This window comes from Gordonia sp. McavH-238-E, from assembly GCF_022348225.1.
Taxonomy (GTDB): domain Bacteria; phylum Actinomycetota; class Actinomycetes; order Mycobacteriales; family Mycobacteriaceae; genus Gordonia; species Gordonia terrae.
In genome coordinates this window covers 43,338-63,406 of sequence record NZ_JAKRFE010000019.1, presented here as the reverse complement: position 1 = coordinate 63,406, position 20,069 = coordinate 43,338, and the positions used below count along the sequence as shown (strand labels likewise).

The following is a 20,069-nucleotide window of genomic DNA, read 5'->3' as shown; positions in this document are numbered from 1 at the left end:
GCGGGCGAGGTCGGTATCCGCGGTCAGTGCAGGACCACGGCGAGCGACGTGTCGAGCCCCGCGGCGGCCACCCGGTGAGCAGCCGCGGCGTCCATGGCGAGCAGCACCGGGGCGGCCGCCGCCCGGCTGGGAGCGAGGCCGCCGGACTGCGGCTCGGCGGCGTGGAGGGCCACGACAGCCCGGCGTGCCAACACCTCCGCGTCCTCGGTCAGCACGTCCACCACGTCACCCGGGCGGAGGAGTGAGGTCACCGCGTCGTCCGAAAATCGGATCGGCACGAGGCGGGCGTCGTCGATCCCGGTCAGGTCGGCAGGCAGATGCGAGGACAGCAACCGCGCGTCGGTGAGGATCTCGCCTCCGCGGACACGTCCGGTGACCGTCCGTCCGACGGCCGGTGCCGCCTCGGTCAGGACGCCGTCGGGAACCGTCCTGCCGGCGACCAGGTGGGATCGTAGGTCGCCTGACTCGACGATCTGACCCGGCAGCAGGTCATGCGCGGCGACCAGCACCTCGACATCGCCGTCGGCGCGCGTTCCGGCGACCCCGATGACCACCGCGGCGACGACCAGGCACGCGGCGGCGACGCGGCGGACCAGGAGGTTGCGTGTCCACCCCGGGCGCAGTGCGGAACTCAACCGGTCGCGGAGTCGAGGCCCGAGGGAGGCGCTGGATGGATGCTTCGACGGGGCAGACATGACGCGAAGGCTAGGTTCGTCGACCGGGACGGGCGGCGCTCCGGACGCGCCTGTGGACAACTCGAAACCTGCCCTCGGTCCCTGTGGACCTCGTCCTCGCGGGCGGGCCGGAATGGCCCGCGGCGTGGCAGTGGGGGAGAATCGGTGATCGGTGTGCCGGGAAGTCTGGTCGGCCGCTGCCCGGCGCGGGTGGCGTGACGATGATCCGTCCGTCCGACCAGAGGAGATCGATGACCGACCAGACACCAGACGAGCTCGCAGGCGACGCCGGCCGGGCGAACCGATTGCGGCGCTGGGCCGCGCTCGACACGACCAGCGGGGCACTGCTTCTCGTGGCCGCCGCCATCGCCGTGCTGTGGGCCAACTCGCCGTGGCGCGCGGCCTACGATTCCCTGCTCGACGTCGAAGTCGGGCCCGAGGCGCTCCACCTGCACCTGTCGCTGGCGCACTGGGCGTCCGACGGGCTGCTGGCGATCTTCTTCTTCGTCGTCGGGGTCGAACTCAAACACGAATTCGTGGCCGGGAGCCTGCGAGACCTGAAACTCGCGGGCGTGCCGATCGCCGCTGCGGTGGGCGGGATGGTCACCCCCGCGCTCTGCTACGTCGCGGTGGTCGCCCTCGGCGACCCCGAAGGGTTACGGGGCTGGGCCATCCCGACCGCCACCGACATCGCATTCGCCCTGGCGGTGCTCGCGATCTTCGGACGCGGACTGCCGCTCGCGCTGCGGACGTTCCTGCTGACGCTCGCCGTCGTCGACGACCTCCTGGGCATCATCGTCATCGCGACCTTCTACACCGAGGAGATCGACTTCGTCATGCTGGCGGCCACGCTGGTCACGGTGGCCCTCTTCGCCGTGCTGGTGCGGCAGGCGTGGCGGTGGTGGCCGGTCCTCATCCCGGTGGCTGTCGTCGCGTGGGGCCTCATGCACGCTTCCGGCGTCCACGCGACCGTTGCCGGCGTCCTGCTCGGATTCGTCGTGCCCGCCGTTGCCATCCGCGGCGAGGCGCAGCCGCGCACCGAACGACTCGACGACGCGGTTCGCCCGTACTCGGCCGCACTCGCCCTGCCGGTGTTCGCCTTCGCCGCCGCGGGGGTGACCGTCGTCGGCGGGGCCGGGTCGATCGTGCAGCCGGTGTCGATCGGCATCGTCGTCGGACTCGTCGTCGGCAAACTCGTGGGCGTCCTCGGCTCGACGTGGCTGATGACGACGTTCACTCCGCTGCGATTGCCCGACTCGATCGGGCTTCGCGACCTCCTGCCGGTGGGCCTGCTGACCGGCGTCGGATTCACTGTTGCGTTGCTCATCGCCGAACTGAGCTTCGAGGCCGGCTCCGACGATCACGCCGCCGCGGCGAAGGCGGCGATCCTCGTCGGATCAGTGGTCTCGGCGATCCTCGCCGCGATCCTGCTGCGGTGGGACGCCCGGCAGGCGCGCGACCCGGACATGAACCGCGACAACATCCCCGACATCGACAAGGACGTCATCGGGGGATAGGTCCCTACTTCGACAGTGTCGCGGCTTCCCGGGTGTCGTCGGCCCGACCGTAGGACTCCCAGAACGTCGCTCCCACGATGCCCAGGGCGACCGGATCGAAGATCGGGTCCTTGCCTTCCTTCTTCTGCTTCTCGTAGTCGCGCAGCGCCTTGAACGCCGGCTGCTGCAGGATCAGGATGCCGATGATGTTCAGCCACGCCATCAGGCCGACGCCGATGTCGCCCAGCGTCCACGCCTCGCTCGCGGTGGAGACGCAGCCGATGGCCACCGACACCAGGATCAGGGCCTGGAGCAGCATCGTCAGATTGGCGCCGAGCGTGCTGCGGAGCGGACCGATGTAGATCGTGGACGCCTTGCCCATCAGGAACCGCAGGTTGGTCTCGGCCATGTAGTAGTACGCGATGATCGTCGTGAGGCAGAAGAACGCGAGTGATACCGCGACGAAGGTCGACCCGGCGCCGCTCCACATGCTGTCGAAACCGATCTGGACGAAGGTGGGGCCCACATCGGTGCCGCCGGGAAGCAGGCCGCCGTCGGCGATCACCGCGCCGTCGGCGCTCTCACCTTCGAACACCCGGTAGGCGCCGGTCGAGATGATGAGGAAGCCGGTGGCCGAGCAGACGAACAGCGTGTCGATGTACACGGCGAACGCCTGCACGAAGCCCTGCTTCGCCGGGTGCGATACCTCGGCGGCCGCCGCGGCGTGCGGCCCGGTGCCCTGGCCGGCCTCGTTGGAGTAGATGCCGCGCTTGACACCCCACATCACGGCGGCGCCGACGACCGAACCGAAGACGGAATCGATCCCGAAGGCGCTCGCGAAGATCAGGCGCAGAACCTCGGGGATCTGCGACGCGTTGGTGATGACGACGACGAGCGCGAACAGGATGTACAAGACGGCCATGAACGGGACGACGATCGTCGCGAAGGTCGCGATGCGCTTGACCCCGCCGATGATGACGAACGCGAGCACGATGACCACACCGACCGCGACCGCCCAGTCCGCGATTCCCCACGCCTGGTTCATCGCGAGCGCCATCGAGTTGGACTGCACGCTCGGCAGCAGCAGTCCGCAGGCGAGAACGGTCACGGCGGCGAACACGAGACCGTAGACCTTGAAGAACGGTGCCGCCTTGGTGTGGGCGAGTGCCTTGCTGAAGTAGTACGCCGGCCCGCCGCGGTATTCGTTGGTCAGCGGATCTCGGGTTTTGTAGATCTGCCCGAGCGTGCACTCGACGAACGACGTGGATGCCCCGAGGAAGGCCATCGCCCACATCCAGAACAGTGCGCCCGGTCCGCCGAAGGCGATCGCCGTCGCCACACCGGCGATGTTGCCGGTACCCACACGGCCGGCCAGCGAGATCATCAGCGCTTGGAAGGACGAGACACCGTCGGGGGAGCTCTCGCCATGACGCATGACCCGGATCATCTCGGGCACGTGCCGGATCTGCAGGAATCGCGACCGGATGGAGAAATACACCCCCACGCCGAGACACAGGTACACCAGCAAATTGCTCCAGATGATGCTGTTGAGGTCGTTCAGGAAATCGGTCATGAGGACTCCAGCGATGGTGGGTGTTGCCGTGCGGGCAGCACGTCGCGGACATTGCGCGGTGAACGGATTACTTCGGCTTGGCAAACACTTTGCACGACGCCAGGCGGTGGTGCGCGACAAGCCGGGAATCGAACGACGGGAAATCAGCTCGGAGCCTTGCTTAGCACTCGGAATGACTGAGTGCCAAAGTCGGTTACACTGGTCAGCGTTTACTGACTTTTCGGAGGTTTCGGTGCCCACCTACTCGTATGCCTGCACGGAGTGCGACAACAAGTTCGACATCGTCCAGTCCTTCTCCGACGACTCGTTGACCGAGTGCCCGCAGTGCGCGGGTCGTCTGCGCAAGCTGTTCAACTCGGTCGGCATCGTGTTCAAGGGCAGCGGTTTCTACCGCACGGACTCGCGTCCGGGATCATCGTCGGACACCTCGACGTCGTCGTCCTCGTCAGAGAGCTCGTCGTCCTCGAGTTCCTCGTCGTCGGACAGCTCGTCGAGCAGTTCGAAGTCGGACTCGTCCAGCTCGTCGTCGACGAAGAGCGAGACCAAGGCCGCGACGCCGGCCTGACCGGCGCGACGACGACATCATCGACGCAAACCCGGGCGGCTGTCACGACGACACCGCCCGGGTTTCGCTGTCCCGCCGATCAGCGGAGTCTGCCGAACCCGTCCTCGGGTGTGAGTGTCCAGCCGACCGGGACGTCGTGGTCGCCGGACGGAAGTGAGTCGACGACCTCGTCGTCGTAGACCACGCCGACGAGGTCGGCCGACAGCCCGTGCAGGGTGCGGTCGTAGTACCCCGCGCCCCGCCCCAGCCGCACCCCGCTCTTGTCGATGGCCAGCGCGGGCACCAGGATCACCGATGCCGCGCGGATCGCGGTCACCCCGACCCGGTCGGTCGTCGGCTCGAGAAGGCCCCAGCGGCCCGGCGCCAACGAGTCCGGCCCCGTGTAGGGAGCCCAGTCCAACGGTGCGGGACCGCCGTCGGGGACCACCGGGACGAGCACCGAGACGCCTCGGTCGACCAGCGCGTCGAGCATCGAATTCGAGCCGGGTTCGTTGCCCACCGGCACGTGGGCGGCAACCGTGACGTCGTACTCCAGACGGAACGGGCAGGCGTACATCCACTCGGCGAGGGCGGCGGCGGAACGGTCCCGTTCTGCCTCGGAGCGCCGGGAGCGTCGCTCTTCGATCTCTTGTCGCAGTTGCTGTTTCAGCGTTGGCAAGACCCGACCGTCCTTCGCGTCGTCTCGACACCGGTGGCGTGTGCGTCCCGGCGGTGACAGCCGGGACGCCCGCACTGTATCCGACCGTCGGAATGCGTGTGGTGAGGTCCCCGTGACCGCCGTCTGTCCGGCCGACCACTCACTCCTGTCCTAGGGTGGATTCATGAGTGCGACGGATAAAGCTGGTTTCAGTGAGTACGACGGTGTACCCAACACTCCGCCGATCCCGCGTACCGCGGTCGTCCCGGCAGCCGGGTTGGGCACGAGGTTCCTGCCGGCCACCAAGACGGTTCCCAAGGAATTGCTCCCCGTGGTCGACACCCCGGGCATCGAGCTGGTCGCCGAGGAGGCCAAGGCGGCCGGCGCCGATCGTCTGCTCATCGTCACCTCGCCCGGCAAGGACGGCGTGGTCGCCCACTTCGTCGAGGATCTCGTCCTGGAGAACACACTCGCCACGCGCGGCAAGGAGTCGATGCTGGCGAAGGTGCGCAAGGCGCCCAACCTGCTCGAGGTCGCCTCGGTCGTCCAGGAGAAGCCGCTCGGCCTGGGTCATGCGGTCGGGTGCGTGGAGAGCTACCTCGACGACGACGAGGACGCCGTCGCGGTCCTGCTGCCCGACGATCTGGTCCTGCCCGGCGGTGTCCTGGAGGTCATGGCCCGCACTCGGCAGCGCCGAGGTGGGTCGGTGCTGTGTGCCATCGAGGTCCCCGAAGAACGGATCAGCGCGTACGGCGTCTTCGACGTCGAGCCGCTGCCCGATGCCAACAACCCCAACGTGATGCGGCTCAAGGGCATGGTCGAGAAGCCCGAACCGCAGGACGCGCCGTCGAATCTCGCCGCCGCGGGCCGCTACATCCTGGACCGCAAGATCTTCGACGCGCTGCGGCGCATCGAGCCCGGGGCCGGCGGTGAGCTCCAACTCACCGACGCGATCGCGCTGCTCATCGAGGAGGGCGAGCCGGTTCACGTCGTCGTGCACCACGGCACCCGGCACGATCTCGGCAACCCCGGCGGTTACCTGAAGGCCGCCGTCGACTTCGCCCTCGACCGTGACGATTACGGCCCCGATCTGCGCGAGTGGCTGGAGAAGCGCCTCGCCGACAGCTGAGTCGGCGCCGCGATCGACGGTTGCATCCGCGCGCCTCGCACGCCGAGGCGGGAGTGCTCGATAACGTTTCCGACGTGTTGTATCGAGTGCACGACGCGCCGTGGGCTGTCGTCTGCACGTTCCGGTGCCGACCGGTTGAGACGAGAAGAGCGGTGAGATGCGGTCTGTCGAAGATCATCTGACGCTGGTGACCGCGGCGGCGGTGGCGCCGCGACCGGTGCGCGTCGCGATCTCCGAGGCGCAGGGCCTGATGTGTGCCGAAGAGGTCGTCACCGAGCACCCGATGCCCGGATTCGATCAGGCGGCGATCGACGGCTACGCGGTACGGGCGGTCGACGTGGGACTCGCCGGGGTACTCGCGCCCGAGGACCTCGAGGAGTTCGACGCCAACGGCGCGGAGCTGGTCGATCTCGAACCCGGTGAGCCGATGATCGTGTCGCTGCCCGTGGTCGGAGAGGTCGGCCCGGGTGCTCGCACACCGACGCGACTGCAGCCACGTCAGGCGGTGCGCGTCGAGACCGGGGCCCCGATGCCGACGCTCGCCGACGCAGTGGTCCCGCTGCGCTGGACCGATGGGGGCGATCAGAAGGTCAAGATCGGGCACGGTGTGGAGAGCGGCAACTACGTCCGGCGGGTCGGCGACGACGTACAGCCGGGCGACGTGGCTGTCCGCGCGGGTTCGATCATCGGACCCGCCCAGGTCGGTCTCCTCGCGGCGGTCGGCCAGGCGCGGGTGATGGTCCACCCCAGGCCGCGGTTGTCGGTCATCTCGGTGGGCAGCGAGCTCGTGGACATCGACCGCACACCCGGACCCGGTCAGATCTACGACGTCAACAGCTACGCGCTGGCGGCCGCCGCCCGCGACGCCGGAGCCGATGTGAACCGTGTCGGCATCGCCGAGCGCGAGGCGTCGCGGATGCGCGAAGTCGTGGAGGCGCAGCTGATCCGCTCCGAGATCGTGGTGATCTGCGGTGCCGTCGGGGGCAGTGCGTCGACCGCCGTCGCCGACGCACTCGCCGATCTCGGCGACCTCGAGATCGTGCGTGTGGCGATGCATCCCGGCTCGGTCCAGGGTTTCGGGCGCCTCGGTCGCGACGAAGTGCCGACGTTCCTGCTGCCCGCCAACCCGGTGAGCGCGCTGGTGACCTTCGAGGTGATGGTCCGTCCGCTCATCCGGATCGCGCTCGGGAAGCGGCAGCCGATGCGGCGGATCATCAAGGCCCGCACCATCGGACCGATCGCGTCGGTCCGCGGCCGCAAGGGCTACCTGCGCGGGCAGCTGATGCGCGACGAACGTTCCGGTGACTACCTGGTGCAGGTGCTCGGGGCGTCGCCGACCGGGTCCTCGCACCTGCTCGCCGAACTGGCCGAGGCGAACTGCCTGATCATGGTCGACCCCGACGTCGAGGAGATGGGTACCGGCGACGAGGTGGAGGTGGCCTTCCTCGCGCAACGCGGGTGAGCCTCCGCTGACCGAGCCGGCCCCTGCTGGTCGAGCCGGCACCGAGCGCAGCCGCCGGGCCGAGCAAGCGACGGAGGAGCGCCTCGAGGTCGAGAGCCCACTCCCGCTGGTTGAGCCGGCACCGAGCGGAGCGAGGAGCCGAGTCGAAACCACCTGGCGCGAGATGCCGGTCTCATGCCGACACCACTGTGACTGCGCATAAACTTCTTCTCGTGTTCAGGTGGTTGAGCGGCAATCAGGGAAGCCCGGGCTGGCCGGCAACTCTCGGGCCGCTGCGCACCCGGACCGGCACGGTCACCCTGCGGCCGGTGAAGATGCGCGACGCCAAGACCTGGAGTGAGTTGCGGATCCGCAACCAGAACGCCCTCCTGCCGTGGGAGCCGACCGGCGTGGGGAGCTGGGCCGAACGCCATCAGCCGGGGTCGTGGCCGCCCCTGTTCGCGGTGTTGAAGTCCGAGGCCAAGCGTGGGGCGTTGCTCCCGTTCGTCATCGAACTCGACGGACGCTACGTCGGACAGCTGACCGTGGGGAACATCCAGCGCGGCGCGGTACGGACCGCGTGGATCGGCTACTGGGTCGACGCGGCCTATGCCGGTAACGGCATCGCGACCGCCGCCGTGGCGCTCGGGGTCGACCACTGCTTCGGTGCCGTCGGCCTGCACCGGCTCGACGCGACGGTGCAGCCGCTCAACGAGGCGTCGCAGAAGGTGTTGACCAACATCGGATTCCGGCAAGAGGGTCTGCTGTTGCGCTACATGGACGTCAACAAGCGCTGGCGTGACCACATGCTGTTCGCGCTCACGGCCGAAGAGGTGGTCGGCAGCGCGGCCGAGGCACTGGTCCGGGCGGGCAGGGCGACGTTCCAGTGATGCGGGGCGCGGCGTCCCGACCGACATGCACTTGGGAGATCGGTGCGTTCCGGGACCCCGAGCGCGCCCGATGGGGCGGGGCTCGTGATCTCGGCGCTGCTCGACAAGTACCGCTACCGCTAGCCGCCGGTCAGCGGCCGGTTTCGACGGGGAAGTCCCGCGCGCGCATCTCCGATTCGATGGCCCCTCGAGTACGCAGATAGGAACTCGTCCGGATCGAGTCGTCGGCGGTGTACAGCGAGGGCAGGAACGTCGAACCGCGCTGATCCCGGTGCGCGCCATCGGCGCCCGCACGCAGCAAGACGAGGCAGTGATCGATGTTGAGCACATCAGCCGCGGTGAACAGCGGCGTCCGACCGGCGAGTGGCTGCACCGAGTCGAGGTCGGCGCCGCGGTCGATCAACAGACGCAAGGCGTCTCCGCGACGATGGCGGACCGCGGTGTGGACGACGTTGCCGCCGATCCGGTCGGACGCCTCGACCAGCCCCTCGTCGAACCCGATGATGGTGCGGAAGGCGTCGAAACGGTCGAGCAGCACGCTGTAGGCGACGGCGTTGTACCGGCCGGCGCCCGGCAGGTGTGGATCGGCGCCCGCGCGGAGCAGGGCACCCACGGCCGTCGGCGGCCCGAATTCCACCGCCCACTGCAGGGGTGTGATGTCCACGCGGCGGGGGTCGATGTCCGGGTCGCCGCCGAGTTCGTCGAGGTCGGCGCCGGCGGCGATCAGGGAGTCGATCTGCGGCTGGTCGTCTCGCCGGGCGGCGTCGAGCAGTCGAACGGTGGGTGCGGTGAAGTAGTCGGCCGCGTCCACGCGCGTCGAGACGACATCGGCGATCCATCCGCATCCCGCGACCATGCACGCCGACATCGCTGCGGCGAACAACCCCACGAGTCTCCTCATCCGCACCAAGTCCTCCGCACCAGGCTGTTCCCTCCACGACCTTCGCCCTGAATGTCCGATTTCGACGATAGTCCGGATCGGCTCGTCGACACATAGGCTCTCGGAATGACCGAGCACATCGACGAACTGGAGATCGTGGTCCGCGGCAACGCTCGCGGGCGGTACCGGCCCGAGCGCGGAATCATTTACCTCGTGGTGCGGGTGGAGGGTGCGGACAAGCCGGCGGTGTACACGGGCGCGGTCGAGGTCCACGCCGAGCTGAGTCACGCGCTGACGGACCACGAGTCGACCGGGATGGTGACCCGATGGTCGGCCGACTCGGTGCGGGTGTACTCCTATCGCCCGTACTCGGACACCGGGGAGCGGCGAGAACTGGTGTACAACACCCGTATTCGCATCGAAGCCGAGTTCGTCGACTTCGAGAGGCTGTCGGAGTTCATCGACCGGTGGGCGTCGGTCGACGCCGTCGAGATCGAGGACGTCGACTGGGATCTGCGCGAGGAGACCCGGCGCGAACACGAACGAGAGTTGCGTCGCGCCGCGGTCGACGACGCGATTCTCAAGGCGCAGGCCTATTCCGATGCGGTGGGTCGGGGACCGGTGACACCTGTGCTGTTGTCCGATCCGGACATGGCCGTGCGCGTGCCGGCGTCACCGCGTCGGGCCATGCCGATGGCGGTCGCCGCCGGTCCACCGTCCTCGCCGTCGCTGGAACTGCGGACCGACGACATCGAGATCGCCGTGGCGGTGGACGCGCGATTCCGGGCGCACTGACCCTCTCGGCAACGGTGTTGCTGAGAGGCGCGTGTGAAACCCGTGCCGATTCGCTTGTGACACGGCGCGTCTACCCGGGGCCGACGTCTCGTCGCCCTAGATTGTGGAGTGGCTTCGTGTGACCAGAGTGAATGAAGGGAGAGTCGCATGCCCAACTCCGTACTGTGGGTCTGTCTCGTCGCGGTCTGGCTCTTCGTGCTGGTCCCGATGGTCATCAAGGGACGTCCGCAGATCCTGAAGTCGACCGACGCGGCGCGCAAGACGCGTCTGCTGCACCGTGGTGGGTCGCGTGCCACGACCGCTTCGGGCAACCGCCGCCGGTCGTCGGCCCGGCACCCGCACGACCCGTCCTGGAAGTCCTCGCGCCGCAGCACAACCGCGACGCTCGAGAAGGACGCCGACGTGGAGGCCGCGGACGACGCCGAAGTCGATGAGACCAAGCCCTCGACCCGGATGCGTCGTTCCGGCAACGCCAAGGTCGAGAAGCCGGTGGCCGAATCCGCGGGCGACGACACCCAGGTGGCCGAGACCGTACTCGACGAGACCGAGGACGGGCTGGTGGACGGCGACGCGACGGCGGAGGCCGGCGACGACATCGAGGCCGAGGCCGACGTCGAACACGTTGACACCACCGAGGACGAGGCGGACGCCACGTCCGAGGCCGCCGAACACGACGGCGACTTCGAGGACGTCGACAGCGAGTACGAGGACGCCGAAGACGAACTCGACGACGACACCGACCACGACGACACCTACCACGACGACGCCGACTACGACGACGCCGAATACGAGGACGTCGCAGACGAACTCGACGAAGACGAGTACGACGACTACGCCCGTGGGTCGCGGCACACCGACGCGCCGTCCGCGGTCGACGAGGACGAGACCGCCGAGACGGACGACGCCGAGGTCGACGAGGTCGAGGACAGCCGCCCCGCGGCGCGCTCGTCGAGCAGTCGACGGTCCGGACGCAGCATCTACTCCTCGGACAAGGAACGCGAACTCAAGTACCGGGAACGTCAGCGCGTCACTCTGGGGCTGTTCGTACTCGTACTGCTGGCGATCGTGGCCGGGTTCGTCGTCGGGATGCCCGGCTGGGTCGCCACCGGCGTGCTCGGTCTGCTCCTGGTCGGTTACCTCGCGTACCTGCGTCGTGCGGTGAAGACCGAGCAGCAGATCCGGGCGCAACGTCTCGCGCGTGCCAAGCGGTCGGCGCGCGCCGAGGAGGAGCGTCGTCGACGCGCCGCAGCGGTTCCGGAGTTCGCCGCCGCACCTCCGCCTCCGCGACTTCGGCGACCCGGCGGCGCAACGGTTCTCGAGATCGACGACGAGGATCCCGTGTTCGATCACATCCCGCCGTTCCAGCGGCGTCGAATGGACCGCGAGGACCTGCAGTACCGCCGCGTCGGCTGACCCGGCATCGCAGTTCAGCAGTAGGTTTCGCTCGGCGACACCTACTGCTGAACTGCTTGTGGGTTACTTGGTCAATGCCGGCCTGCCATGCGAATCCAGCCACGCCTGACCGGCTTTCGCGGCCCGCGACAGTGCGAACCGTTCGCCGAGGTAGGTCGCCGGGGCCCCGATGACGGGGATGTAGGCCAGCATGCGGAAGAGGGCCATCGGTTGCGGACGCTTCTCGAATTCGTCGTCGACGGCGCGCAGCAGCTTCGCCGCATCCCAGATCGCGGCGAACAGCGACTTCTCGCGTTCCTTCGGTTCCGACGGCAGGGACTCGCCCGACTCGGCGGTGACATCCGGGTTCGTGAGATCGCGCTTGCACAGCACCGACGCGAGCAGCTGCACCTGCCGCTTGCGATCGGTGACCTCGTACTCGCGGGCGATCGCCACCAGCACCATGGCCTGGTTGGCGAAACCGAGGTAGGGCGTGATCGGCAGACGCTTCGCCCACACGCCGAAGACTCCCGGAAACGCCACGGCACCGGTGTTCAGGGTGCCGATGCGGGTCACCCACCAGCTCGCGCGCTTGTGCATCGACCGCTCGGACCAGCCCTTCGTGCCGGGCCACTCCGCGACGTCGAGCAGCTTCGACGCGGCGTGCTGGGCCTGCTGCAGGCGCGAGTCGGAATGGTCGTCATCGTGGAAGGTGTGGCCCTTCAGCCCGAGCGGGTCCCGCTCGGCGAGGGCATCGAGGACGGGGTTGATCACCCCCACGACATTGTCGAGAATTCCGGCCAACTGCTGATCTGACATCCGAGGCACTCGTCCAGCCTAGTGGTGTACCAGCCGTTTGGGAGTCGACGACCCCGGGCTGATAAAGTGGCTCGCGGTTGGTCGCAAGACCTCCCGGGGCTATGGCGCAGTTGGTAGCGCGACTCGTTCGCATCGAGTAGGTCTGGGGTTCGATTCCCCATAGCTCCACCGATAACAGCAGTTCAGACGGCCTCACCCGCGTCCCGGGTGGGGCCGCTTCTCGTTGTTCAACGGGAACCTGCGCGAGGCGATCGAGCAGGCGCCGCGCGTCCCCCTGAGTCCCCGGCTCAGAGTCGGGTCTGCAACCCCCAGCCTCGTCGTCAGTTGCCGGGGCTCGTGACCTCTCCCGGTTCGCGATCGCGTTCCTGACGCGCCGCTCCGACCGCATGCTTGGTGTATTTGCCGGCCAGAACGAGCAGCGCGATGGGCACCATCCAGTTCAGCAGTAGGTCGACAGGGCGGGAACCGTCCGACGGTGCGGACGCCGGCTCGACAAGTCCGGCCACCACATGGCCGACGCCCGTGAACAGGACGGCCAGTCCCCAGACAGCACTGACCTTCCGGTTGGTCGCCCGGAACAACGGGCTCGACCATCGCTCTTCGGGTACCGAGTCCTTGGCGTATTGCTCGGTGAAGGGGACGGTGGCCGCGGAGATCAACATGAGTACGGCGAGTAGCAGGGTGGAGCCGCCGCGGGCGAAGTTTGTCAGCCACTCTCCGAGTGAGTCGCCACCGATGAAGCCGGCGACGGCGATGGCGCCGAAGGTCACCACACCTGCCACGTCGAGGAATTTGATTCCACCCCGCCCACGGCTGGTCCATGCCATGACCGCGGCGAGTGCCGCCGCACAGAGTGCGGCGATGGCGACCGAGTCGTCGCCGTGCCGGTGGCTGAGCAGCGAGAACAAGAACCAAGGTGCCAAACCGAGAACAAAGCCGATCGGATTCATGCGATCACCGAAAGTGTCTGGAGTCGAGTCGATGTCATGATCATCCCAGCACGTACGTCGCCTGGGAGTGCGCGCCGAAGCGGTCGATGCGCGCGAAGTTGATCTCACCGTCGGAGGCGCCGGTGTTGCCGAGGGTGGTGAAACCGAGCGCCCAGCTGAGTTCGGACTGGTAGCGCCAGTGCGCCCACCGGTAGCTGTTGGAGTACGTCACCGACGCCGACATGTGCGCCGGGTTCGCTGACCAGGCACGCACGACCTCGACGCCGCCACGCGGAAGGACCGGGGCGGGAGGGTCGATCCACTGTGTGATCGACGAACTTCCTCCCCAGGTGTCGGTGGACGGCCATCCGCTCAGCGACAGGTCCCAGCCCGTCTTGTTGATCATGATCAGGGTCACGGTCGATCCGCCTGGAGGCGTCGGCCGTGCCTGAGCGTGCGGCGACGTGCCGATGCTCAGGCCGAGCGCGAACAGCAGTGCTGACACGAGTGCGATCAGACGGTTGGCGGATCGTGTTGTGTGCATGACGGGGTCCTCACTGATTGTTTCCATGGGGTGATCTGCTCGACGGGCACACTTTCCGAAATGCTGCTCGGTGTGGCAGGTCGACTCGCTGAGTTGCGACGATAGCACTTTGAATGTAGTCCAACTACATCAAAATAGAGACGGGATGCTTTCTCCGCGTCCGGCGGGCGATGGGGTCGTCCACCGCCCGGTGAAGGTGGCGGGATGGCCCGCGATCACCACCAGGAAACGGCGGGCCCACCGTGGGGGTGAACATGCTGGTGGTCGCAACGATCGAGATGTCGTGAATTGCACCGGCTTCCGGTCGCGGGCAGCATTGCAGATGCCGCCCTCGGTAGGGGGCGTTCGGTGCGGGCAAGGAGGTTGCGGTGAGTTGGTGCCGTGTAGCAGGTGGTCCCTGGTCAACGGCGCCCGCTCTTGCGATCGTGATCGCCGGCGCTCTGGTGGGCTGCGCCGGCACCACAACCGGCAGTGGCACGCCCGTCGGGTCGTCGACCCGTGGCCTGTCGGTGCCCTCGACAGTCGGGGAGGTTCATCTGGACGTCGGCGACACGTTGGCCGTCGAGTTCGGCACCGTGAACTACAGCGTCGGCGATCAGTGGAGGGTGGCCGATGATCCTGATCCCGAGGTGCTCACACCGTTGCTCGCCGACGGGTCGGGCGGCGAACAGGAGCCGGCCCCGCCCGGGAGTGCAATCGAGCTGACCATGCGGTTCGTCGCAGTGGCGCCCGGCTCGACATCGATCGCTTTCGAGTATTCCTATCGGGGTGGAGCGGGCACCCCACCCGATTCCGGCCCGCGGCGCCGAACCGTGACGGTGACAGTGGCAGGGCAGTCCTAGCGCGCGGCCTCTCGGTCGGGCACGTGCCGGCGGCGACGCAGATCGTGCGCGGGGTCAGCGATCCGCGGTGACCCGTGTACCCGGGAGTCACGCGGATGCGGCGGCGCGATGAGAACCGGGCGTACACTGCGACCAACTGGATCGAACATCCGACAGACCACTGTCGGCGTCACCGGTGTCAGATGACCGCCCACGGGTGGTCGAGTCAGGTGGCAACGGTGAAGGTCGTTACTCGTCCCGTGGGAGTCAGCCCACGGGTCTCCCCGAACAACCGGCTCGACGGATGAAGCCGCTGCTCGGCCCCGCCCGGGTGCGATTCGGCGTCGACCCGGCCGCGGTTGTCGCCGGTGCCTGGTATCCGTACACGGTCCAACTCGCCGACGAACTCCCCGGGATGCTCACGACGGCGCGGTCGTCGGTCGGCGATGTCAGCGGCATCGACGTGAACTGGAGCAGCTTTCGTCGTCTTCCCGGTCTGGACTCGCCGGACTCGCCGGAGAAGCCTCCTCTGATGACACTCACCGCGTCCGGACGGTCGGTGACCCTGCTGGTCATCCCGCCGCGGACGGCGTCCTCACTCGCGGCGATCCTGCTGCGACAAGCGAGTGGCAGCGTCCTCGGGGACGGCCGGTGCCATTCGCTGGAATTCCGTCGTGCCGAGCGCATCCTGGCGCGTGCCGGCCTCGCGGCCACCCGCGAGACGCGCTGACCGCCTCGGCACCCAGACCGTCACTCCCGCTGACACGGTCGCTTCCAGGGTCGTGGCCAAGCCCTGCGGTGTAGGTTTTCGCCCATGACCGCCGCGATGCTCACGTTCGCCGGGACGTTGCTCGTCGCGGTGATCGGTGCGGTCATCGCGCGGCTCGACGCCAACGACCGCCACCAGAAGCTCTCGCAGAAGGTCGACATCCTGACCAAGCTGCCGCATGATTCCCCGGCACACGCGCGGATGAGCGGGATCGTCCTCGACGCCATCGACGAACTCGGCGAGTACGAGCACCGGCGTCGAAGTGCGGTCTTCCAGCGGAGGGCCCTCACCATGGCGTTCCTGGCCTGGCTCGTGGTGGTCGGCCTGCGCATCGCTGCCGAACAATTCGACGTCGGGCACTACGAGCAGATCATGCACTATGCCGCCGTGACCCTGCTCGTGCTCGGCTTCGTGCTGGTGTTCGCCTCGGCGGTCGCCACGGTCCGTGACATCCGGCACCGCGACGAGGAACCCGGCTCGGACTGATGGCGGTCTCGCCCGGCGGCGGAGGCGGGCCGCGCGGCGATCTGGTTTTCACAGTGGGTCCTGTGAAACCCACGTTCCGGCCTGAGACGGTTTGTTAGGTTTCGTCCATGAGATCGCCGAAGACCCTGTGGGGCCTGATCGTCGCCGTGATCGGTGTGCTGGTGATGACCGTGGCACCCGCCCGTGCCGACACCCTGCCGGTCGCCTACAACTTCCTGGGCGGCATCCCGAACGAACTGGCCGATCCGGGCGGCTCACTTCCCGGTTCGAATGACTGGAACTGCAAACCGTCTGCGCGCCATCCCAATCCGGTCATCCTGGTCCATGGCACAGGCGGGTCGCAGCAGACCAACTGGGGTACCTACGTCCCGCTGCTGAAGAACGAGGGTTATTGCGTGTTCGCGCCGACCTACGGCGCCGTGACGGGGGCGCCGTGGCCGATCAGCGCAATCGGCGGCATGGGCGAGATGTCGACCAGCGCCGCACAGTTCGGTGAGTTCGTGGACAAGGTCCGCCGGACGACCGGCGCGTCCAAGGTCGACATCGTGGGCCACTCGCAGGGGTCGGTGGTGCCCGCGTACTACGCGAAGTATCTCGGCGGACGAGACGCCATCGACAAGTACGTGTCGCTGGCCCCGGCGTGGCGGGGCTCCGGGGTCGGTGGGAACGACGTGATCATGCCGATCGTCCGGTCTCTCGGACTACGGCCCGAGCAGGTGCCGTTCTGTCAGGCCTGCGCCCAGCTCGACCCCGGGGCGCCGGTGCTGCGCAAGATCGCCGCCGGCGGCTTCTACCTGCCGTCGGTCCGGTACACCAACATCGCCACGCGGTATGACGAACTCGTCGTGCCCTACACCCTCGGATTGCCGCCGGGCGGTTCGAACGTACGAAACATCGTCGTGCAGGACGGGTGCTCGGTCGACTACACCGAGCATGCCGGGATCGCGGGTTCGCGGCGTGCGGCGTTCTTCGTGCTGAATGCGCTCGATCCGGAGAACCCGCGACCGGTTCCGTGTGACCGCGCCGCACCGATCACGGGGAGCCCGTTCTGAACGCGCTCGGAAGACGTTTCATAGGCGGGGGTTTCAGGCGGAGTCGAGGTCGTGCCGTGGCCATTGCGACGGCCGCGATCCTGGTCGGGATCTGCGCTCTCGGTGGTGTCGGGACGGCGTCGGCGAATGTTCCGTCGCTCGGTCCCGCCTTCGAGTTCGGCGTCGCCCAATCCGGTTTCCAGTCCGAAGGGTACAACCGCGACTCGAACTGGGTGCGATACGGCGATCAGGGCCGGGTTGCCCACCGTGTCGGCAACGCGGTCGACTTCTACCATCGCTACGCCGAGGACATCGCCCGCGCCGAGAGCCTCGGAGTGGGTATCTACCGAACGTCGGTCGAATGGTCGCGGGTGGAACCGTCGCGCGGTCGGGACGATCCGGCCGGGTGGGCGTTCTACGATCGGGTGATCCGCGCGGTCGTGGACGCCGGGATGCGGCCCATGATCACCCTCAACCATTGGGTGCATCCGGGCTGGGCGGTCGACCTCGGCGGCTGGAATCGTCCGCAGATGTCGGCCGACCTCGTACGCTTCGCCGAGCGCGTGGTCGATCGGTATGCGTGGGCCGACCCGCTGTGGATCACCTTCAACGAACCCACCGAATACGTTCGGCGCGAGGTGATGTACGGGGGAGTGGCACCGCAGAACGTGGGGCTCATGGCCGACGGGATCGTGACGGCGCACCGGGCGATCTACCGCCACATCCACCGCGCCCAACCCGGGGCGCAGGTGTCGTCGAACATGGCGTACTACCCGATCGCCGGTGTCCAGACATGGCTCGAATCGGTGTTCCCGCAACGCATGCGCAACACACTCGATTTCGTGGGCGTCGACCACTACTACTCCTTCTCGGTCACCGACGCTTCCGTCGCCAACGGCGCGTCGGGTGAGTTCTGGAAGAGTTCGCAGGCACCGGAGAGCATCTACTACGTGCTCCGTCATGTCGCGCAACAGTTCCCGGGAAAGCAGATCCGGGTGATCGAGAACGGTCTGGCCACCGACCCCCGAGGCCGGCGGCCGGACGGTTACCGGCGGGCCGACCACCTACGCGACACCGTGTACTGGCTGCAGCGAGCCCGTCAGGACGGCATCGACGTGGCGTCGTACAACTACTGGAGCCTCACCGACAACTACGAGTGGGGTGACTTCGACTCGCGTTTCGGTCTGTACACCGTTGACGCGCAGCATGACCCGAGTCTGGCCCGTCACCCGACCGATGCGGTCGCCGCCTATCGTCAGATCACCCGTGACCACGGAGTTCGCCGCGACTATCGTCCGACGCGGATGCCGGTGGCGTGCTCGCTGGTCGCCGTGCCGGACAGCTGTACGACTCCGGCCGTGGTCCGGTGACGCTGTGCGGTGACGTTGCGCGACGATGACGTCAGGCGACGCCGAGTGCTCGTAATCCCGCGGCGGTGGCGGCGGCGAGGATGACCACGACGGCGAGGGGCGCCTTGAGCAGCGCCGCGATCACGCCGACCGCCACACCAGCGGGCCGCGCCCATCCGGCGAAGTCGTGGTCGATGAAGAACGCGCCCGTCAGCGCCACGGCGACGAGCAGGACGACGGCCGCCCGGTCCATCAGCTTCTCGGTCGCCTCCGACACCGAGATCCGGTTCCGCAGGACAGGTCCGGCGGCGCGCATCGCGTAGGTGCCGACGGCGAGGAGTGCGACGCCGATCGCGAGGGAGGCCCCGGTGTTCACTGCCCGCTCCGAATGGTGTTGTGCCCGAAGATGTCACGTGTCGTGACGTCCTCGTCGGCGGCGTCGGAGTCGGACCGATCCGGTGTACGCGGCGGTGCCGCACGGAACCGCCGGGCCGTCTCCAGCGCGGCAAACCCCCCGAGCGCACCGATGATCGGCAACCCGGCCGGCAGAAACGGTGTCGACGCCACGGCGACCGCTGCGCCGATGGTCACGGCCGCCCAGGTGGCGCCGTCGCGAAGGGCCGGGATGGCCAATGCGGCGAGCAGGGCGGGGAACGCGGCGTCGAGCCCGAGGCTCGCGGGGTCGGCGACCACGCCGCCGAGGGCGGCCCCCAGGGCGGCCCCGACGGGCCATGAGACGAGAACACCCAGACCGCACAACAGGAATGCGGCGCGTGCGCGACGTGGGTCGGACTCGGCCGTCGCCAGGGCTGCTGTCTCGTCATTGATGAGGTGTGCGCCGAACAGGATCTCGGGAGTGCTGCGCAGGTGTTTCCCGACGGCGAGGCCGTATCCGAAGTTGCGGGTGTTCACCAACAGGCCCGCCAGTGCAGCCAGGATCGGGAGCCCGCCGGCGGCGAGGATGCCGACGAAGACGAATTCCGACGAGCCGGCGAGCACCACCGTGGCGATCAGGACGATCTGCCACAGCGCGAGACCCGCGGTGTGCGCGGCCACGCCGTACGACGCCCCGATGACGAGCACCGACAGAGACATCACCACGACGGCGCGCAGGGTCGCCGTGTCGAGTGTTCTCCAAGCCGAACGCATGACTATCATAGTGAACAAGAGGGGGGTGTTCGTCAAGATGGACGATCGGACGGTTTGATGAACGATGCGCGGTCGGTGAACCCGAAAGAGCTCGTCGCGGCGTCGCTGAAACGGGAACGAACGCGGGCCGGTCTGTCCCTGACCGAACTCGCGCGCCGAGCCGGAATCGGGAAGTCGACCCTGTCCCAGCTCGAATCGGGGGAGGGGAATCCGAGCGTGGAGACCCTCTGGGCCCTCTCGACGGCCTTGGGCGTGCAGTTCTCGGCGCTGCTGGATTCGCCGACGCCGACGGTCGAGGTCATCCGTTTCGGCGAGGGGCCGGTCATCCCGGCCGCGGACGCGGACTATTCGGCCACCCTGCTGTCCACCGCCTCGCCGGGGTCGCGGCGCGACATGTATGTCATCAGGGCCGAACCCGGCAAGCCGAGAATCTCGGCGCCGCATGCGCGCGGGATCATCGAGCATGTCGTGATCAGTTGCGGCCGTGCGCGTCTCGGTCCCACGGACTCCGCCGAAATCCTCGCGGCGGGTGATTACATCTCGTATCCCGGCGACGTCGAGCACGTCTTCGACGCACTGGAGCCGGGTACCGTTGCGGTGATGCTCAGCGAGGCGTTCTGAGACGGTGGCACGGGTTCCGGCGAAACGCGACGTGCATCACAGCGATTCGCGGTATCGATGACCGACGCGTACTGTTGCT

General features: G+C 68.0%; 22 protein-coding genes and 1 tRNA gene. 14 read left to right on the top strand and 9 right to left on the bottom strand.

Going from position 1 to position 20,069, the window contains the following annotated elements; translation table 11 throughout:
- Positions 1–23: 23 nt before the first annotated feature.
- Positions 24–695, bottom strand: coding sequence for an SAF domain-containing protein (locus MHN80_RS22590; protein ID WP_239403739.1), 672 nt, complete (start codon positions 693–695; stop codon positions 24–26).
- Positions 696–925: 230 nt separating this feature from the next.
- Here MHN80_RS22590 and nhaA point away from each other — a divergent pair, with 230 nt between their 5' ends.
- Positions 926–2,191, top strand: coding sequence for a Na+/H+ antiporter NhaA (gene nhaA, locus MHN80_RS22585; RefSeq protein WP_239403738.1), 1,266 nt, complete (start codon positions 926–928; stop codon positions 2,189–2,191).
- Between the two features lie 4 nt (positions 2,192–2,195).
- On the opposite strand, the gene MHN80_RS22580 is transcribed toward nhaA, so the two are convergent.
- A complete protein-coding gene (locus MHN80_RS22580) occupies positions 2,196–3,743 on the bottom strand; it encodes a sodium:alanine symporter family protein (RefSeq protein WP_239403737.1) in 1,548 nt (515 codons plus the stop codon).
- A gap of 232 nt (positions 3,744–3,975) precedes the next feature.
- Between MHN80_RS22580 and MHN80_RS22575 the strand changes: the two genes are divergently transcribed.
- Complete coding sequence (locus MHN80_RS22575; protein ID WP_208617924.1) at positions 3,976–4,308, top strand: FmdB family zinc ribbon protein; 333 nt, start codon at positions 3,976–3,978, stop codon at positions 4,306–4,308.
- A gap of 79 nt (positions 4,309–4,387) precedes the next feature.
- On the opposite strand, the gene MHN80_RS22570 is transcribed toward MHN80_RS22575, so the two are convergent.
- Positions 4,388–4,966, bottom strand: a complete 579-nt coding sequence (locus MHN80_RS22570) for a 5-formyltetrahydrofolate cyclo-ligase (protein WP_239403736.1) — start codon at positions 4,964–4,966, stop codon at positions 4,388–4,390.
- 163 nt (positions 4,967–5,129) lie between these two features.
- Between MHN80_RS22570 and MHN80_RS22565 the strand changes: the two genes are divergently transcribed.
- From MHN80_RS22565 to MHN80_RS22555, 3 genes are all read left to right on the top strand, one after another.
- Complete coding sequence (locus MHN80_RS22565; RefSeq protein ID WP_004020030.1) at positions 5,130–6,074, top strand: UTP--glucose-1-phosphate uridylyltransferase; 945 nt, start codon at positions 5,130–5,132, stop codon at positions 6,072–6,074.
- Between the two features lie 157 nt (positions 6,075–6,231).
- Positions 6,232–7,536 carry a gephyrin-like molybdotransferase Glp gene (gene glp / locus MHN80_RS22560; protein ID WP_004020029.1) on the top strand — a complete coding sequence of 435 codons (1,305 nt, stop codon included), beginning with the start codon at positions 6,232–6,234 and terminating at the stop codon, positions 7,534–7,536.
- A 212-nt stretch (positions 7,537–7,748) separates the two neighbouring features.
- Positions 7,749–8,405, top strand: coding sequence for a GNAT family N-acetyltransferase (locus MHN80_RS22555; protein WP_239403735.1), 657 nt, complete (start codon positions 7,749–7,751; stop codon positions 8,403–8,405).
- Between the two features lie 130 nt (positions 8,406–8,535).
- Here MHN80_RS22555 and MHN80_RS22550 read toward each other — a convergent pair whose 3' ends face one another.
- Positions 8,536–9,306 carry an ankyrin repeat domain-containing protein gene (locus MHN80_RS22550; RefSeq protein ID WP_239403734.1) on the bottom strand — a complete coding sequence of 257 codons (771 nt, stop codon included), beginning with the start codon at positions 9,304–9,306 and terminating at the stop codon, positions 8,536–8,538.
- Between the two features lie 105 nt (positions 9,307–9,411).
- Between MHN80_RS22550 and MHN80_RS22545 the strand changes: the two genes are divergently transcribed.
- Positions 9,412–10,080 carry an SIMPL domain-containing protein gene (locus MHN80_RS22545; RefSeq protein WP_239403733.1) on the top strand — a complete coding sequence of 223 codons (669 nt, stop codon included), beginning with the start codon at positions 9,412–9,414 and terminating at the stop codon, positions 10,078–10,080.
- 147 nt (positions 10,081–10,227) lie between these two features.
- Positions 10,228–11,493, top strand: a complete 1,266-nt coding sequence (glpR, locus tag MHN80_RS22540; protein ID WP_239403732.1) for a gephyrin-like molybdotransferase receptor GlpR — start codon at positions 10,228–10,230, stop codon at positions 11,491–11,493.
- Positions 11,494–11,556: 63 nt separating this feature from the next.
- Here glpR and MHN80_RS22535 read toward each other — a convergent pair whose 3' ends face one another.
- Positions 11,557–12,300, bottom strand: a complete 744-nt coding sequence (locus tag MHN80_RS22535; protein ID WP_239403731.1) for a hypothetical protein — start codon at positions 12,298–12,300, stop codon at positions 11,557–11,559.
- Positions 12,301–12,386: 86 nt separating this feature from the next.
- Between MHN80_RS22535 and MHN80_RS22530 the strand changes: the two genes are divergently transcribed.
- A tRNA-Ala gene (locus tag MHN80_RS22530) sits at positions 12,387–12,459 on the top strand.
- 152 nt (positions 12,460–12,611) lie between these two features.
- Here the strand turns inward: MHN80_RS22530 and MHN80_RS22525 are convergent.
- A complete protein-coding gene (locus MHN80_RS22525; protein ID WP_239403730.1) occupies positions 12,612–13,241 on the bottom strand; it encodes a hypothetical protein in 630 nt (209 codons plus the stop codon).
- Between the two features lie 40 nt (positions 13,242–13,281).
- On the bottom strand, positions 13,282–13,764 hold the full coding sequence (locus MHN80_RS22520; RefSeq protein WP_231895799.1) for a hypothetical protein: 483 nt from the start codon (positions 13,762–13,764) through the stop codon (positions 13,282–13,284).
- Between the two features lie 425 nt (positions 13,765–14,189).
- On the opposite strand from MHN80_RS22520, the gene MHN80_RS22515 reads away from it, so the two are divergent.
- The 5 genes from MHN80_RS22515 (at position 14,190) to MHN80_RS22495 (ending at position 18,241) form a co-directional block, all read left to right on the top strand.
- Positions 14,190–14,606 carry a protease inhibitor I42 family protein gene (locus MHN80_RS22515; RefSeq protein WP_033203672.1) on the top strand — a complete coding sequence of 139 codons (417 nt, stop codon included), beginning with the start codon at positions 14,190–14,192 and terminating at the stop codon, positions 14,604–14,606.
- 283 nt (positions 14,607–14,889) lie between these two features.
- On the top strand, positions 14,890–15,315 hold the full coding sequence (locus tag MHN80_RS22510; RefSeq protein WP_239403729.1) for a DUF5994 family protein: 426 nt from the start codon (positions 14,890–14,892) through the stop codon (positions 15,313–15,315).
- 84 nt (positions 15,316–15,399) lie between these two features.
- Positions 15,400–15,840 (top strand): hypothetical protein, encoded by a 441-nt coding sequence (locus MHN80_RS22505; protein WP_101821938.1) that lies wholly within the window; start codon positions 15,400–15,402, stop codon positions 15,838–15,840.
- A 107-nt stretch (positions 15,841–15,947) separates the two neighbouring features.
- Entirely contained in the window at positions 15,948–16,892 is a 945-nt protein-coding gene (locus MHN80_RS22500; RefSeq protein ID WP_239403728.1) for a triacylglycerol lipase, read from the top strand.
- Between the two features lie 62 nt (positions 16,893–16,954).
- Positions 16,955–18,241 (top strand): family 1 glycosylhydrolase, encoded by a 1,287-nt coding sequence (locus MHN80_RS22495; protein WP_239403751.1) that lies wholly within the window; start codon positions 16,955–16,957, stop codon positions 18,239–18,241.
- A 31-nt stretch (positions 18,242–18,272) separates the two neighbouring features.
- Here MHN80_RS22495 and MHN80_RS22490 read toward each other — a convergent pair whose 3' ends face one another.
- Both MHN80_RS22490 and MHN80_RS22485 read right to left on the bottom strand, forming a co-directional pair.
- A complete protein-coding gene (locus MHN80_RS22490; protein ID WP_239403727.1) occupies positions 18,273–18,596 on the bottom strand; it encodes an AzlD domain-containing protein in 324 nt (107 codons plus the stop codon).
- On the bottom strand, positions 18,593–19,369 hold the full coding sequence (locus MHN80_RS22485; protein WP_239403726.1) for an AzlC family ABC transporter permease: 777 nt from the start codon (positions 19,367–19,369) through the stop codon (positions 18,593–18,595). The genes MHN80_RS22490 and MHN80_RS22485 overlap by 4 nt, the downstream gene beginning before the upstream one ends.
- A 57-nt stretch (positions 19,370–19,426) precedes the next feature.
- Here MHN80_RS22485 and MHN80_RS22480 point away from each other — a divergent pair, with 57 nt between their 5' ends.
- Positions 19,427–19,990 (top strand): helix-turn-helix domain-containing protein, encoded by a 564-nt coding sequence (locus MHN80_RS22480; RefSeq protein ID WP_239403725.1) that lies wholly within the window; start codon positions 19,427–19,429, stop codon positions 19,988–19,990.
- Positions 19,991–20,069 lie beyond the last annotated feature (79 nt).